12 protein-coding genes are annotated in these 14,303 nt (G+C 70.3%); 9 read left to right on the top strand and 3 right to left on the bottom strand.

Translation table 11 applies throughout. The features are described 5' to 3' along the window. The first annotated feature begins 80 nt into the window (after positions 1-80). Together ACZ3UD_RS01150 and ACZ3UD_RS01145 are read left to right on the top strand one after the other, a co-directional pair. Complete coding sequence (locus ACZ3UD_RS01150) at positions 81-869, top strand: helix-turn-helix domain-containing protein (protein WP_465580895.1); 789 nt, start codon at positions 81-83, stop codon at positions 867-869. A 7-nt stretch (positions 870-876) separates the two neighbouring features. Beyond that, positions 877-1,650: a transcriptional regulator gene (locus tag ACZ3UD_RS01145; RefSeq protein ID WP_465580893.1), complete on the top strand. Its 774-nt coding sequence runs from the start codon at positions 877-879 to the stop codon at positions 1,648-1,650. Positions 1,651-1,699: 49 nt separating this feature from the next. On the opposite strand, the gene pyk is transcribed toward ACZ3UD_RS01145, so the two are convergent. Continuing rightward, the gene (pyk, locus tag ACZ3UD_RS01140; RefSeq protein ID WP_465580891.1) at positions 1,700-3,130 is read right to left on the bottom strand and encodes a pyruvate kinase; all 1,431 of its coding nucleotides are present in this window, start codon (positions 3,128-3,130) and stop codon (positions 1,700-1,702) included. Between the two features lie 292 nt (positions 3,131-3,422). Here pyk and ACZ3UD_RS01135 point away from each other — a divergent pair, with 292 nt between their 5' ends. From ACZ3UD_RS01135 to ACZ3UD_RS01105, 7 genes are all read left to right on the top strand, one after another. Beyond that, the gene (locus tag ACZ3UD_RS01135; RefSeq protein ID WP_465580889.1) at positions 3,423-4,517 is read left to right on the top strand and encodes a substrate-binding domain-containing protein; all 1,095 of its coding nucleotides are present in this window, start codon (positions 3,423-3,425) and stop codon (positions 4,515-4,517) included. Next, on the top strand, positions 4,514-6,160 hold the full coding sequence (locus ACZ3UD_RS01130; RefSeq protein WP_465580887.1) for an extracellular solute-binding protein: 1,647 nt from the start codon (positions 4,514-4,516) through the stop codon (positions 6,158-6,160). The genes ACZ3UD_RS01135 and ACZ3UD_RS01130 overlap by 4 nt, the downstream gene beginning before the upstream one ends. Beyond that, a complete protein-coding gene (locus ACZ3UD_RS01125) occupies positions 6,147-6,737 on the top strand; it encodes a hypothetical protein (RefSeq protein ID WP_465580885.1) in 591 nt (196 codons plus the stop codon). The genes ACZ3UD_RS01130 and ACZ3UD_RS01125 overlap by 14 nt, the downstream gene beginning before the upstream one ends. A gap of 290 nt (positions 6,738-7,027) precedes the next feature. Further along, positions 7,028-8,863, top strand: coding sequence for a bifunctional metallophosphatase/5'-nucleotidase (locus tag ACZ3UD_RS01120; protein WP_465580883.1), 1,836 nt, complete (start codon positions 7,028-7,030; stop codon positions 8,861-8,863). Positions 8,864-8,949: 86 nt separating this feature from the next. Continuing rightward, positions 8,950-9,510, top strand: coding sequence for a Uma2 family endonuclease (locus ACZ3UD_RS01115; RefSeq protein WP_465580881.1), 561 nt, complete (start codon positions 8,950-8,952; stop codon positions 9,508-9,510). 137 nt (positions 9,511-9,647) lie between these two features. Beyond that, positions 9,648-10,574: an NADP-dependent oxidoreductase gene (locus ACZ3UD_RS01110; RefSeq protein ID WP_465580879.1), complete on the top strand. Its 927-nt coding sequence runs from the start codon at positions 9,648-9,650 to the stop codon at positions 10,572-10,574. Positions 10,575-10,603: 29 nt separating this feature from the next. Further along, a complete protein-coding gene (locus ACZ3UD_RS01105) occupies positions 10,604-11,539 on the top strand; it encodes an AraC family transcriptional regulator (RefSeq protein ID WP_465580877.1) in 936 nt (311 codons plus the stop codon). 25 nt (positions 11,540-11,564) lie between these two features. Here ACZ3UD_RS01105 and ACZ3UD_RS01100 read toward each other — a convergent pair whose 3' ends face one another. Both ACZ3UD_RS01100 and ACZ3UD_RS01095 read right to left on the bottom strand, forming a co-directional pair. Next, positions 11,565-13,022, bottom strand: coding sequence for an aldehyde dehydrogenase family protein (locus ACZ3UD_RS01100; RefSeq protein WP_465580875.1), 1,458 nt, complete (start codon positions 13,020-13,022; stop codon positions 11,565-11,567). Positions 13,023-13,168: 146 nt separating this feature from the next. Further along, positions 13,169-14,041 (bottom strand): helix-turn-helix domain-containing protein, encoded by an 873-nt coding sequence (locus tag ACZ3UD_RS01095; protein WP_465580873.1) that lies wholly within the window; start codon positions 14,039-14,041, stop codon positions 13,169-13,171. Positions 14,042-14,303: the final 262 nt, after the last annotated feature.

Below are 14,303 nucleotides of genomic sequence, written 5' to 3'. Positions count from 1 at the left end.
GTTGGCGATCTTCATTAGTTCGGATGAAGACAACGCCGTTTGGCCCGCGCGTTCGGCGCAGGGTGCTCAAGATCACCCGTATGGCAGTTCGATCCATTCGCGAAGAGGCCGTCCATCTCCTCCGCCGAGGTGTTGCCAACGCCGAGATTGCCCGGCGCCTCGGTGTCCCGAAGGGCACAGTCGCCTGGTGGAAGCACCGGGACCTCGCCAAGCGCAGCAAGCTTCCCGGCCGCAAGCGCTCCACGTGTAGCCACTGCTACGGCGATCAGATGAACCGTCCTGCGTACGCCTATCTCCTGGGCCTCTACCTCGGTGACGGCCACATCCTGATGCCGGACGACTACTGTCGGACCCAGACTCTCCATATCACCTGCGATGACAAGTGGCCGGGGGTCATGGACGCCGTCGAGGAAGCGATGCGGCTGGTCTTCCCGAGGAACAAGCCCTGCCGAGTCCGGCGGAGCGGCTGCCACAACGTCAAGCTCTACTCGAACCACCTGACCTGTCACTTCCCCCAGCACGCCCCCGGCAAGAAGCACGAGCGCACCATAGCTTTGGAGCCCTGGCAGCGGGAGATCGTGGACGCCCACCCCTGGGAGTTCCTGCGTGGCCTCATCCACTCCGACGGCTGCCGCATCACCAACTGGACGGTCCGTACAGTCGGCGGCGTGAAGAAGCGTTACGAGTACCCGAGGTACTTCTTCACCAACACCTCGACCGACATCATCGGCCTCTTCACCGCCACCCTCGACGCCGTCGGAGTCGAATGGAAGGCCTCGATCCCCCGCCCAACCGGCCAGGTCAACATCTCCATCGCCCGCAAGGACTCCGTCGCCCTGATGGACACCCACATCGGCCCCAAGCACTGACAGCGCCATGTACGACACGGCGACACGCCAGCCCGCGCTCGACCTCCACACATCCGGGCTGACCTTCAGCCAAGTCAGCCGCGCGACCGGCATCTCCCGCTTCGCGATCCGCGAGTGGGTATCCGGTGCCGTCCCCAGTCCGCGCATGACCGCCGAATGCCCGGTCCGCGACGGCCGGCTCGACCCGTCGCGCCCGCGTGCCGACTACGCCTATCTGCTCGGCCTCTACCTAGGCGACGGCTGCATCAGCGAGGGCCGCCGCAAGGTCTACGCCCTGCGCATCGCCTGTTGCGACGGCTGGCCCGGTCTCATCGACGAGTGTGAGCGGGCAGTCTCCGCCGTCATGCCGCACAACAAGGTCCTGCGCGTCCACGCGCCCGGCTGTACCAGCGTCGTCAGCACCAGCAAGCACTGGCCCTGCCTCTTCCCCCAGCACGGCCCCGGCCCGAAGCACCTACGGTCAATCGCCCTCGCGCCCTGGCAGCAGGAGATCGTGAACGCCTTCCCCTGGCAGTTCCTGCGCGGCCTCGTACACTCCGATGGCTGCCGCATCACCAACTGGGCGACCCGCACGGTTGGTGGCGTCACGAAGCGCTACGAGTACCCGCGTTACTTCTTCACGAACACGTCGACCGACATCATCGGCCTCTTCACCGCCACCCTCGACGCCGTCGGCGTCCAGTGGAAGCCCGCCTCCCGGTCCAACGGCGCTACGAACGTCTCCATCGCCTGCAAGGACTCCGTCGCGCTCATGGACGCCCACATCGGCCCCAAATACTGACAGCGGCGCGGCCCTCCCCCTGGAAGGGCCGCGCCGCCCGAAGGCCCGGTCAGGCGTCCAGCGTCCCCACGTGGTGAACGCGGACGAGGTTGGTGGAGCCGGCCAGGCCAGGGGGCGAACCGGCCGTGATGACGACGATGTCGCCCTTCTGGCAGCGGCCGAGCGACAACAGCGCCGCGTCGACCTGTTCGACCATCTGGTCCGTCGTCGGGGCGAACGGGCCGAGGAAGGTCTCGACGCCCCAGGTGAGGGCGAGTTGGCTCCGCACAGCGGGCTCGTAGGTGAAGGCGAGCACCGGGATCGGCGAGCGGTAGCGGGTCAGGCGGCGGGCGGTGTCGCCGGACTGGGTGAAGGCGATCAGATACTTCGCGTGCAGGAAGTCACCGATCTCGGCGGCCGCGCGGGCGACGGCGCCGCCCTGGGTCCGCGGCTTGCTGCCGGCGGTCAGCGGGGACAGGCCGGCCGCCAGGATGTCGTTCTCGGCGGCCTCGATGATGCGGCCCATGGTCTTGACCGTCTCGACCGGGTACTTGCCCACCGAGGTCTCCCCGGAGAGCATCACCGCGTCCGTCCCGTCCAACACCGCGTTGGCGACGTCCGAGGCCTCCGCACGCGTCGGCCGGGAGGCGTTGATCATCGAGTCGAGCATCTGGGTCGCCACGATGACCGGCTTGGCGTTGCGCCGGGCCAGTTTGATGGCGCGCTTCTGGACGAGCGGGACCTGTTCGAGGGGCATCTCCACGCCCAGGTCGCCGCGGGCCACCATGATGCCGTCGAAGGCGTCCACGATGGAGTCCAGGTTCTCGACCGCCTGGGGCTTCTCGATCTTGGCGATGACCGGGACGCACCGCCCTTCCTCGGCCATCACCCGGTGCACGTCCTCGATGTCGCGCCCGCTCCGGACGAAGGAGAGCGCGATCAGGTCGGCTCCGGCGCGCAGCCCCCACCGCAGGTCGGCGACGTCCTTGTCGCTGAGTGCGGGGACGGAGACGGCGACGCCGGGGAGGTTGAGGCCCTTGTGGTCGGAGACGAGTCCGCCTTCGATGACGAGGCAGCGCACCTGGGGCCCGTCGACGGCGACGACTTCGAGGGCGACGCGGCCGTCGTCGACGAGGATGCGTTCGCCGCGGCTGACGTCGCCGGAGAGTCCGGCGTAGGTGGTGCCGCAGATGTCCTTGTCCCCCACGACGCCCTTGTCGGTGGAGATGGTGAACTCGTCGCCGCGTTCGAGAAGTACCGGCCCGTGGGCGAAGGTGTCGAGCCGGATCTTCGGGCCTTGAAGGTCGACGAGGACGCCGACGCTCCGGCCGGTCTCGTCGGCGGCCTTGCGGACGCGGCGGTAGCGTTCCTCGTGTTCGGCGTGGGAGCCGTGGCTGAGGTTGAATCGGGCGATGTCCATCCCGGCGTCGACCAGGGACTTGATCCGGTCGTACGAGTCGGTGGCGGGCCCGAGGGTGCAGACGATTTTTGCTCGGCGCATACTGCTGAGGGTAGGCATTACCGGCGCGTAACCGCGACGCGGGCCCGGACTACGGGATGACCTTTGGCGTAAGGCGAGTTGAACAATCTGACACACCCTCGGACCGGTGTGCGACGGCCGTACGGACACCGCCCCCGGATCTCCCTCCGGATCCTCCGCCGATGCGATTCCGTGAAGCGGTGTTCACCCCCGGTTCACCGTCCCGTCCGTCCGCGCTCCCCGCCCGGCGGGACGCTCGTCACCCCCGGGTGACCACCCGGATGACGGAGCGGACGAGGGGGAGGCGCTCGGTATGAGACGCGCTCTGGGGGTGCTCGCGGCCTTAGCGCTGCTGGGCGGGGTGACGTACGCACTGATCCCGGACGACAAGGGGGACCCGAAGAAGCTGGTCACGGTCACCGGGCTGATCGGTTCGGAGAAGCGCGCCTTCTTCGAAAGCCCGGAGGTGAAGTCCGAGTTGGCCAAGCGGGGTCTGGAGGTGCACGCCGACTCGACCGGCTCCTGGACGATGAGCGAGCAGGCGAAGAGCAGCTCCAGCCTGGACTTCGCCTTCCCGGCGAGCACCGCCCCGGCCCGCGAGATCCAGCGCAACTGGGGGCAGCAGGACTCCCCGCTGGTGCCGTTCTACTCACCGCTGGTGGTGGTGGCGCACGCACCGGTGGCGAAGATCCTCAAGGACAACAACCTGGCCGCGCAGGACGAGAGTTCGAAGGTCTGGACCTTCAAGATGGACGAGTACGTCAACGACCTCAAGGCGAACCGCAAGTGGCAGGACCTGGCGGGCACCCAGGGCCACGGCGATCTGACCGGCCCGGTCTTCGTCACGACCACCGACCCGGAGAGCTCCTCCTCCGGTGCGCTGTACATCGCCCTGCTGTCGTACGTCCTGAACAACCACCAGGTGGTCTCGGACGACGCGGGCGTCGACGCCTCCCGGTCGGTGCTGCACCAGGCGACCGCGATGCAGGGCGGCCAGAAGAGCAGCAGCGACGAGCCGTTCCGGGACTTCCAGGCGGGCGTCGGCAATCCGTTGTTGTTCGGGTACGAGTCCCAGGTCGCCGCGATGACGGCGCAGGGCCAGCCGACCGATGACACGGTGGTGATGTACCCGGACACCACGGTCTACTCCGACCACACCATCATCGCCCGCACCGACAACGGCCGGAAGCTCGCCGCCCTGCTCCAGGACGACGACACGCTGCGCACCCTGGAGGCCAGGTTCGGCTTCCGCCCGCAGGCCCGCCCCGGCGCCTTCGCCGAGCTGGTGCAGGGCAAGCAGCCGGTCTTCGCCCAGGACCTGAACGCGGCGAGGGTGAAGCAGTCGCCCGTGCCGTCGCTGGACAACCTGCTCAAGCTGACCGCTGCGGCGAAGGGGAACCCGAAGTGAACGTCCGGTTGAAGCACCGCGGTTGGGCCGCGGCCGCGCTGGCGGCCGTGCTCGCGGCGGCCTCCGCCTGCACCTCCTCCAGCCCCAGGCCCGGTCCCGGCCCCACCCCCGACCTGACCGCCCGTCCCGGGGTGCTGCGCATCCTGGCGGGCAGTGAACTGCAGGACCTGCAGCCGGTCCTGGACGACGCCAGGAAGGCCACCGGGGTGACGGTGCAGTTCGCCTGGACGGGCACCCTGGACGGCGCGGACGCGGTCTCCTCGGGGCGGGCGGACGGCAAGTACGACGCGGTCTGGTTCCCGTCCAACCAGTACCTGCGGCTGGACCCGGCCGGGAGGTCCAAGGTGCTGTCGGAGACCCCGGTGATGGTCTCCCCGGTGGCCGTCGGGGTGCGCTCCTCGGTGCTGGGCGACCTGGGCTGGGGTGACGGTTCGAAGGTCACCTGGGCGCAGATCGGCGACGCGGCCTCGGCCGGGAAGCTGTCGTACGGAATGTCCGACCCGTCGCGTTCCAACTCCGGCTTCTCCACCCTGGTCGCGGTGGCGGCGGCGTTCTCCGGCGCGGGGGCGGCGCTCACCGAGGAGGACGTACAGAAGGCGACCCCGCAGCTGAAGCAGTTCTTCAAGGGCCAGAAGCTGACCTCCGGCTCCTCCGGCTGGCTGGCGCAGGCGTACACCAAGGCCGAGCCCGGCAAGGTCGGCGCCCTGGTCAACTACGAGTCGGTGCTGCTGTCGCTGAACAAGACGCTGCCGCCCGACCAGAGGCTCACCGTGGTGCGTCCGCAGGACGGCGTGGTCTCGGCGGACTACCCGCTGTCGCTGCTGTCCTCGAGCGCGCAGAGCGAGCGCGAGTCCTTCCAGAAGCTGACCTCCTACCTGCTGGAGCCGGAGGTGCAGCAGCGCATCTCGGAGCTGACGCTGCGCCGCCCGGTGACGGCGGGCACCGCCCCGGCCGCCGGGCTGCCCACCGACCGCCGCCGCGAGCTGCCGTTCCCGGGCACCCGGGCGGTGGCGGACGGCCTGCTGGCCTCGTACCAGAACGAGCTGCGCCGCCCGTCGCGGACGGTGTACGTGCTGGACACCTCGGGTTCGATGGAGGGCTCGCGGCTGAACGCGCTGAAGGCGGCGCTGAGCCGGCTGACCGGGACGGACGACACCCGCGGGGTGCGCCGCTTCCGGGACCGCGAGGAGGTGACGCTGATCTCCTTCGCCTCCCAGGTGAAGTGGACGAAGACGCACGCCGTCCCGGCCTCCGGCGGCCAGCCGGGTCCGGAGGCGGAGCTGGCGTCGATCAACGCGGACGTGCAGTCGCTGTCGGCCTCGGGCGGGACCGCGCTGTACGACTCGCTGGAGCAGGCGTACCGGGTGATCGAGCGCCAGCAGCAGGAGGCGAACGACGACCGGTTCACCTCGATCGTGCTGATGACCGACGGGGAGAGCAACGAGGGCGCCACGGACGGCGACTTCAAGCGCTTCCACGACGGGCTGCCGGCCGCCGAGAAGTCGATCCCGGTGTTCCCGATCAAGTTCGGCGAGGCGGCGGTCAGTCAGCTGCAGGGGGTCGCGGACATCAGCGGCGGCAAGCTGTTCGACGGTGGCGGCTCGCTGGACGGGGTGTTCGAGGAGATCCGTGGCTACCAGTGACGGGTTCGGCCGGCAGGCCCTGCGGTACCTGGAGTCGGCCCGGAACCTGGTCGGCTGCGCGGGCGGCGCCATCGGCCTGGGGCTGCACTTCGCCGGGCTGGGCGGGGCCTGGTGGCCCGGGGTGGTGGCCGGGCTGTACGGGGTCGGCGCGCTGCTGACCCCGGGCCCGACGCCCCCGCCCGACAAGCCCGTGGTGCCGCCGAAGCCGGTCGTGCCGCCGAGGCCGACGGGGTCGGTGCGGGTGCCCGGGCGCGGGCCGGATCCGACCGGCCGGGGGCCGGAACCGTCCGGCCCGGCCCCGCGGGAACGGGCACCCGACCCCGAGCTGGAGGCGCTGGCCGGCTACTTGAGCACCGTCCCGTTGCCCGCCTCCGCCGGGGTCGACGCCCTGCTGGCGGCGTTGCGCGAGGCGGGCCCCGGGCCGGTGGCGGACCGGATCGTCCGGCACCGCCTGCCGGTCGCGGTGGACGGGTACCTGCGGGCGCGAACCTGGCTGCCCTGGGCGGGCCCGGACGCGCCGGACCCGGCGACGGAACTCGGCCGCGAGGTGAAACAGCTCTCCGCCGACCTCGGCTGACTCGGGGTCCGGTTGGCCGGGTTTCAGCCAATCGGACCCCGAGTAGCCCGATTTCGACCGTCCCGACCCCATACCGCCCCCCTTCTCCGCCCACCTCGGTCACGAACGAGTCGCCAAGATCTCACCTGTTGGAAACGTCGGGGGGCTATCCAGCGGCGGGGCCCGCACGGCAGACTTCTACGCGCGTTCCTCTACGCGCGTCCACCGCATCCGCGCCCGCGCGCCACGCACGCCGCACGTAACCAAAGTTGACGGTCCATCGCCGTCGTTCCCACTCGGGAGAGTCGTCCATGTCCCTGAACCGCCGTGACTTCGTCACCCGGTCCGCAGCCACCGCCGCCGGCGCCGCCCTGGCCGGCGGAACCGTCGTCGCCGCCGCCCCCGCCGCCGCGGCCGCCGAGCCGGACACGGCGGCCGCCAAGGGCGACAAGCGCCGGCCCCGTCGCCAGGCCTTCACCGTCATGGGCACCACCGACCTGCACGGCCGGGTGCTCAACTGGGACTACTTCACCGACGCCGAGTACGTCGACAAGGCCCACAACGCGGTCGGTCTCGCCAAGATCTCCACCCTGGCCAACCAGGTCCGCGAGGAGAAGGGCTGGGACCGCTGCCTGCTGATCGACTCGGGTGACATCATCCAGGGCACCCAGCTGACCTACTACTACGCCCGGATCGAGCCGATCGCCACCGACGGCGACAACGTGCCGGACCACCCGATGGCCGTCGCCATGAACCTCATGGGCTACGACGCCGCCGCGCTCGGCAACCACGAGTTCAACTACGGCATCCCGACCGTGAAGGCCTTCGAGGACCAGCTGGAGTTCCCGCTGCTGGGCGCCAACGCGCTGCACGCGAAGAACGAGAAGCCGGCCTTCAAGCCGTACGTGATCAAGGAGGTGTGGCTGGACGAGGACACCCCGCTGAAGGTCGGCATCCTCGGCCTGACCAACCCGGGCATCGCGATCTGGGACAAGGCCAACGTCAGCGGCAAGATGGTCTTCCCGGGCATCGTGGAGACCGCCGCCAAGTACGTGCCCCGGATGAAGGCGGCCGGCGCGGACGTCATCGTCGTCTCCGCCCACTCCGGCATCGACGAGCCGACCACCTACGGCGACCAGCTGCCCTGGCCCGAGGACGCCTCCGGCGAGATGGCCGAGACGGTCGCGGACATCGACGCGGTGCTGGTGGGCCACACCCACAAGGAGGTCGCGCAGCGCCTCATCGTCAACAAGAAGACCGGCAAGACGGTCGTGCTCTCCGAGCCGCTGTGCTGGGGCCAGCGCCTGAGCTGCTTCGACTTCGAGGTCGAGTTCGTCGACGGCCACTGGAAGGTCGCCTCGGTCTCCTCCCGGGTGCTGAACTCCAACACCGTGCCGGAGAACCCGGAGATCTCGGACGCGATCGTCGGGCAGCACAAGAAGGTCGTGGCGTACGTCAACCAGAACATCGGCACCAGCAGGATCGAGCTGTCGATCGCCGAGGCCCGGTTCAAGGCCACCCCGATCATCGACCTGATCGGCAGGGTCCAGGCGGACGCCGTCAAGACCGCGTTGGCGGGCGGGCAGTACGCCAACCTCCCGGTCCTGGCCCAGGCCGCCCCGTTCAACCGCACCGCGCTGATCCCGTCCGGCCAGGTCAAGCTGCGCGACGCCGCCGGCCTGTACATCTACGAGAACACCCTGGAGGCCCGCATCCTGACGGGCGCACAGCTCAAGGACTACCTGGAGTTCTCGGCGAAGTTCTACTACCAGCTCGCCCCGGGCGCCCCGGTCGACAAGGACGCCATGACCGGCGCCGAGACCACTCCGGACTACAACTACGACTCGATCTACGGCCTGAGCTACGACATCGACATCGCCCAGCCCAAGGGCCAGCGGATCGTCAACCTCAGCTACCAGGGCAAGCCGATCGACCCGGCCGCCCAGTTCGTGCTCGCCGTCAACAACTACCGCGCCAACGGCGGCGGCAACTTCCCGCACGTCGCCAACGCCAAGGCGGTCTGGTCGAACTCCGACGAGATCCGCAACACGATGATCGCCTGGGTCAAGGCCAAGGGCGTCATCGACCCCGCCGACTTCTTCACCAACTCCTGGCGCCTGGTCCGCGCCGGCCAGCCGGTGTTCTAGTCGCACCTTTTGTGAGGGCCGTCGGCGCGGGACCGCTCGTCCCGCGCCGACGGCCTTCGAGTCGTTCGCGGTGAAAGAATGGCGCCATGAGCGAGTTCCAGATCCCCGAGCGCCACGCGCGACTGCTGGCGTACGCGCAGAGCCTGACGCCTCCGAACGGGTGGAAGATCGAGATCTCGGGCGACGAGATCATCATGATGGCCGGGCCTTCCGTGATCCATCAGCGCAACCTCCTGCTGATCCGCAGGCAGTTCGAGGCACACGAACCTGCTGACATGATGCCGAGCGAGAACACCGACCTCGCCTCGCCGAACGTGGGCAAGCTGCGCAACCCCGACCTCACCTACATCCCGCTGGAGTCGGGCGGCAACCAGGTCCCGGCCGAGCAGGCGGCCATCGCGGTGGAGGTCGTCTCCCCGTCGAACCCGGAGAACGACCTGGTCGGCAAGGTCCGCGACTACCCGCTGATGGACATCCCGCTGTACCTCCTGATCGACCCGCGCGAGGGCGACATCACGCTCTACTCCGAGCCCTCGCCCAGCGGCTACCACCAGCAATGGAACGGCAAGTTCGGCGACCGGGTGCCGATCCCGGACCCCTTCGACTTCGAGCTCACCACCGACGGCCTCGTCCGCTACCCGGCCTGATCCACTCGCCCGGAGAGACGATCGGACATCTGGCGAAGACTTGAGGATATTCATCCGCTCACTCGATCTCCCTATGGTTGAGCACATCACGAACGGCCCCACGGGGGGCCGGTGTTGACCGGACAAGGGAGAGTTCGATGCGTGCGGTGGTCCAGACGGAGTTCGGCGGTCCCGAGGTGCTGCGGCTGGTCGAGGTGGAGCGACCGAAGCCGTTGAGCGGCGAGGTGCTGGTGCGGGTGCGGGCCGCCGGGGTGAACCCGGTGGACGTGGCGGTGCGGGCGGGGGCGTTCCCGCTGCTGGGCGAGCCGCCGTTCACCGTGGGCTGGGACATCTCCGGGGTGGTCGAGGAGGCCGGGCCGGGCGCCCGCTACCGGGTCGGCGAGGAGGTCTACGGCATGCCGTTCTTCCCGCGCTCCGCCGGCGGGTACGCCGAGTACGTGGCCGCGCCCTCCCGTCAACTGGCCCGCAAGCCCGCCTCCCTGGACCACACCCAGGCCGCCGCGCTGCCGCTGGCCGCGCTGACCGCCTGGCAGGGCCTGGTGGATCTGGCGAAGGTCGGCGAGGGCGACCGGGTGCTGATCCACCGGGCGGCCGGCGGCGTCGGCCACCTCGCCGTGCAGATCGCCAAGGCCCGTGGCGCGTACGTGATCGCGCTGGCCAGCGAGCCCAAGCACGCCTTCCTGAAGGAGCTCGGCGCCGACGAGGTGATCGACTACCGCACCACCGACTACACCGAGGCGGTCAAGGACGTCGACATCGTCTTCGACTCCTCCTCCGAGGGCACCCGCGCCCTGGAGGTGCTCAAGCCGGGCGGGACCCTCGTCACCATCATGGAGCACTGGAACCAGGAGCTCGCCGCCGCGATCGAGGCCGCCGGACGGCGCTTCGCGGGCGTCTCCGTCGAGCCCGACTACGCCTCGCTGGAGGCGATCGCCGCCCTGGTGGACGAGGGCCTGATCCGCCCGCACGTCGCCGAGGCCCTCCCGCTCACCGAGGCCGGCCGGGCGCACGAGCTGGTCGGCTCCGGTACCGTCCAGGGCAAGGTCGTCCTCACCGTCGACTGAACTCCCACACGCGGCGAGAGGGGCGGGCGTTGGACATCCTGACCGAGGCACTGGGTTCGATGCGCACGGCGCACCCCGCGTCCGTGCGCACCGACGGCCGGGCGCCCTGGGCCCTGCGTCTGCCCCCGGTGGTCGGGGCAGGTTTCCACGTGGTGCTGTACGGCACGTGTTGGCTGGTCCCGGTGGACCCGGCCGTCGGCGGCGAGCCCGTCCCGCTCAGCCCGGGGGACGTGGTGTTCCTGCGGGACGGCCGGGGCCACGTGCTGGCCGACCACCCGGACACCCCGCCGGTGGACGCCGAGGCCTGCCGGGTCGAGAGCGGTTCGCCGATCGGCACCCTGTCGCTGGGCGGTGACGGCGCCCGCACCAGCCTGCTGTGCGGCAACTACCACCTGGACCAGGGCCGCCCGCACCCGGTGGTCCGCCAGCTGCCGGCCCTGATCCACCTGCCGACCCGGCACGGCCGCCCTCCCGAACTGGCCGCCGCGGTCCAGCTGTTGGGCGCCGAGCTGGAGAACCCGCGGATCGGCTCGACCGGGATCGTCCCGGCGCTGATCGACGCGCTGCTGCTGTACATCCTGCGGGCCTGGTTCGAGGACCAGCCCGCCGCGACGGCCGCCGGCTGGGCGGCGGCGCTGCGGGACTCCGCCGTCGCGCCCGCCCTGACGGCGATCCACGAGGCCCCGGCGACCCCGTGGACGGTGGAGTCCCTGGCGGACCGGGCGGGCCTGTCCCGGGCCGCCTTCGCCCGCCGGTTCACCTCGATGGTGGGTGAGCCGCCGATGGCATACCTGACGCGCTGGCGGATGACCACCGCCGCCCGGCTGCTGCGCGAGTCGGAGGCGCCGCTGACGTCGGTGGCGGCGCAGACCGGGTACGGCTCGGAGTACGCCTTCGCGAAGGCCTTCAAGCGGGAGTTCGGCCAGGCCCCCGGCGGCTACCGCCGGGAGGCCCGCGCCGCGTAGCGCACCCGTCTCAGAACCGGACGCCCTAGAACGGGAACGGCGCCTGCCCGTGCTGCACCGAGATCCACTTCACCGTGGTGAAGGCGTCCACCGTGGACTCCCCGTTGAGCCGCCCGACGCCGGAGTTCTTCTCGCCGCCGAAGGGCACTCCCGGCTCGTCCGCGATGGTCCCGCCGTTGACGTGGATCATGCCGGTCTCGATCCGCTGGGCGACCCGCACACCGCGCTCGGGGTCCGCGGTGTGCACCGCGCCGCTGAGCCCGAAGGGCGTGTGGTTGGCCAGCCGGACGGCCTCGTCCTCGCCGTCGAAGGGCACCAGCAGCACGACCGGGCCGAAGAGTTCGCGCTGCAGGATGGGCGCGTCCTCGGCCAGGTCGGTGAGCACGGTCGGCGCCATCAGACTTCCGGTCGTGTTCCCGCGCAGCAGCGCGGTGGCGCCGCCGGCGATGGCCTGGTCGACCTGGCTGGTGATCGCGTCGGCCTGGACGGAGTTGATCAGCGGGCCGATGTGGGTGGCGGGGTCCTTGGGGTCGCCGACGGTCAGCGTGGCGATCTTGGCGACGAACTTCTCGGTGAACTCGGCCAGCACGGCACGGTCGACGAGCACCCGGTTGGCGGCCATGCAGACCTGGCCCTGGTGGACGAAGCGGCTGAACACGGCCGCGTCCACGGCGTAGTCGAGGTCGGCGTCGTCCAGCACGATCAGCGCGCTGTTGCCGCCGAGTTCCAGCACCGACCGCTTGAAGTGGGCGGCGGCCACGGTGGCGACGTGCCGGCCGACCTGGTCGGAGCCGGTGAAGGAGATCACCTTGGGCACCGGGTGCTCGATGAAGCTGTCGCCGATCTCGGCGATGTCGGTGATCACCACGTTCAGCAGACCGGGCGGCAGGCCCGCGTCCTCGAAGATCCTCGCGATCAGGGAGCCGCCGACCACCGGGGTCTCCTGGTGCGGCTTGAGCACCACGCCGTTGCCGAGTGCGAGCGCCGGGGCGACGGCCTTGAGAGCCAGGAACAGGGGGAAGTTGAACGGGCTGATCACGCCGACCACGCCGACCGGCAGCCGGTAGAGCCGGTTCTCCTTGCCGGGGACGGGCGAGGGCAGCAGCCGGCCCTCCGAGGCCACCGACAGGTGCAGGCACTCGCGCAGCGTGTCCTTGACGAGGGACAGCTCGAAGCCCGCCTTCAGCGCGGTACCGCCGAGCTCGGCCGTGATCGCCCGGACGATCTGCCCCTCGCGCTCCTCGAACAGCCGCAGCGCGCGCTCGAAGACCAGTCGGCGCTGGTACGGGCTGGTGGCGGCCCAGGCGCGCTGGGCGCGATCGGCGGCGCGGTAAGCCCGGTCGACCTCGGCGACGGTGGCGACGGTGATGGTGGCCAGCTTGTCGCCGGTGTAGGGGTCGACGTCGACGATGTCCCAGGAGCCGCTGCCGCTGCACCATTCGCCGTCGATGTACTGCAGCGCCAACTCGGAGAAGTACGACATCTGATCCGTTCCTGATTCCGTAGTCGAATATCAGCAGCCCCGGCCTTTCGGCCGGAAAGGTCCGTAACGGTGTCACCCCAGAGAAACGGCAACAGTGGTCAACACTCTCTCGTGCCGACCTGAGGGGTCATCATCGTACTGACGTGTCACAGCTCTTGGCGTACGGAACGCAGAAGATCGCGGGTCTGTTCGGGGCTGAGGCCCTCGGCCTGGAGCCCCTCCATCGCCTGGCGGTACGAGGCGACCTCGGCGGGCTTGTCCACGTAGAGCGCGGTGGTGAACTGCTCCAGGTAGACCACGTCGGTGAGTTCGGCCTCGGCGAAGCCCAGCACGCTGAAGGCGCCGCTCTCGGCGGCCAGCCCGGCGGTGCCGAGCGCCAGCACCTGAAGGTGCACGTGGGGCAGTTCGGAGAGTTCGAGCAGCCGGTCGAGCTGGCTCCGCATCAGCCCGGGGCCGCCCCAGGGGCGGCGCAGCGCGGCCTCGTCCAGGACGGCGAGTATCCGGGGCGGGTGCTCGGCGGTGAGCAGGTCCTGGCGCTTGAGGCGGACCTCGACCCGGCGTTCGATGTCCTCGGCGGAGACGCCGTGGCCCTGGCAGCCGGCGGTGATCACGGCGCGGGCGTAGTCGGCGGTCTGGAGCAGCCCGTGGACGAACTGGACCTCGTAGCTGCGGATCTCGGTGGCGGCCTCCTCCAGTCCCAGGTAGTTCTGGAACCAGGCGGGCAGCACGTCGCCGTACTCGTGCCACCAGGAGCTGGCGTTGGCCTCCCGGACGAGTCCGAGGACGGTGGCGCGTTCCTGTTCGGCCTCGACGCCGTACAGGGTGAGCAGGTCGGCGACGTCGCGCTCCTTGAAGCCGACCCGGCCGAGTTCCATCCGGCTGATCTTCGACTCGGAGGCGCGGATCGAGTAGCCGGCCTCCTCGCGGCTGACGCCTCTGGACTCGCGGAGCTTGCGCAGCTGGGTGCCGAGCAGCAGACGCCGTACGGTGGCGCCCCCGCCTGCCTGAGTCGTGCCCATCGAAGTCAACCTCCGCACTCGCGCAGCCCCCCGGCCGTCGGCGGCAGTCTGCCACCTGGCACCGACGAGCAACAGCCCGTCCCGGGAGGCATTCCGGCCGCTGTGCGAAGGCTGGGAGAAAGCTGTGAGCCGGCCCTCGGTGCACGGACGAAAGCGCAGGTGAAAGCCGGGTGAGAACTCGCCCAAGGGAGCCCGGGGAACGCGACGGCGCCCGCCCTCCAACTGGTCGGGGAAGAGAGCAGGCGCCAGGAGACCGCGTTGG

The sequence above is a fragment of the Kitasatospora sp. NPDC023118 genome (assembly GCF_055560875.1).
This window is presented reverse-complemented; position numbering and strand designations above follow the sequence as displayed.

Excerpts from the sequence above, each read along its gene's own strand:
- ACZ3UD_RS01150 (WP_465580895.1), top strand. The coding sequence starts at position 81 with ATGGCAGTTCGATCCATTCGCGAAGAGGCCGTCCATCTCCTCCGCCGA.
- ACZ3UD_RS01145 (WP_465580893.1), top strand. The coding sequence starts at position 877 with ATGTACGACACGGCGACACGCCAGCCCGCGCTCGACCTCCACACATCC.
- pyk (WP_465580891.1), bottom strand. The coding sequence starts at position 3,130 with ATGCGCCGAGCAAAAATCGTCTGCACCCTCGGGCCCGCCACCGACTCG.
- ACZ3UD_RS01135 (WP_465580889.1), top strand. The coding sequence starts at position 3,423 with ATGAGACGCGCTCTGGGGGTGCTCGCGGCCTTAGCGCTGCTGGGCGGG.
- ACZ3UD_RS01120 (WP_465580883.1), top strand. The coding sequence starts at position 7,028 with ATGTCCCTGAACCGCCGTGACTTCGTCACCCGGTCCGCAGCCACCGCC.
- ACZ3UD_RS01115 (WP_465580881.1), top strand. The coding sequence starts at position 8,950 with ATGAGCGAGTTCCAGATCCCCGAGCGCCACGCGCGACTGCTGGCGTAC.
- ACZ3UD_RS01110 (WP_465580879.1), top strand. The coding sequence starts at position 9,648 with ATGCGTGCGGTGGTCCAGACGGAGTTCGGCGGTCCCGAGGTGCTGCGG.
- ACZ3UD_RS01100 (WP_465580875.1), bottom strand. The coding sequence starts at position 13,022 with ATGTCGTACTTCTCCGAGTTGGCGCTGCAGTACATCGACGGCGAATGG.
- ACZ3UD_RS01095 (WP_465580873.1), bottom strand. The coding sequence starts at position 14,041 with ATGGGCACGACTCAGGCAGGCGGGGGCGCCACCGTACGGCGTCTGCTG.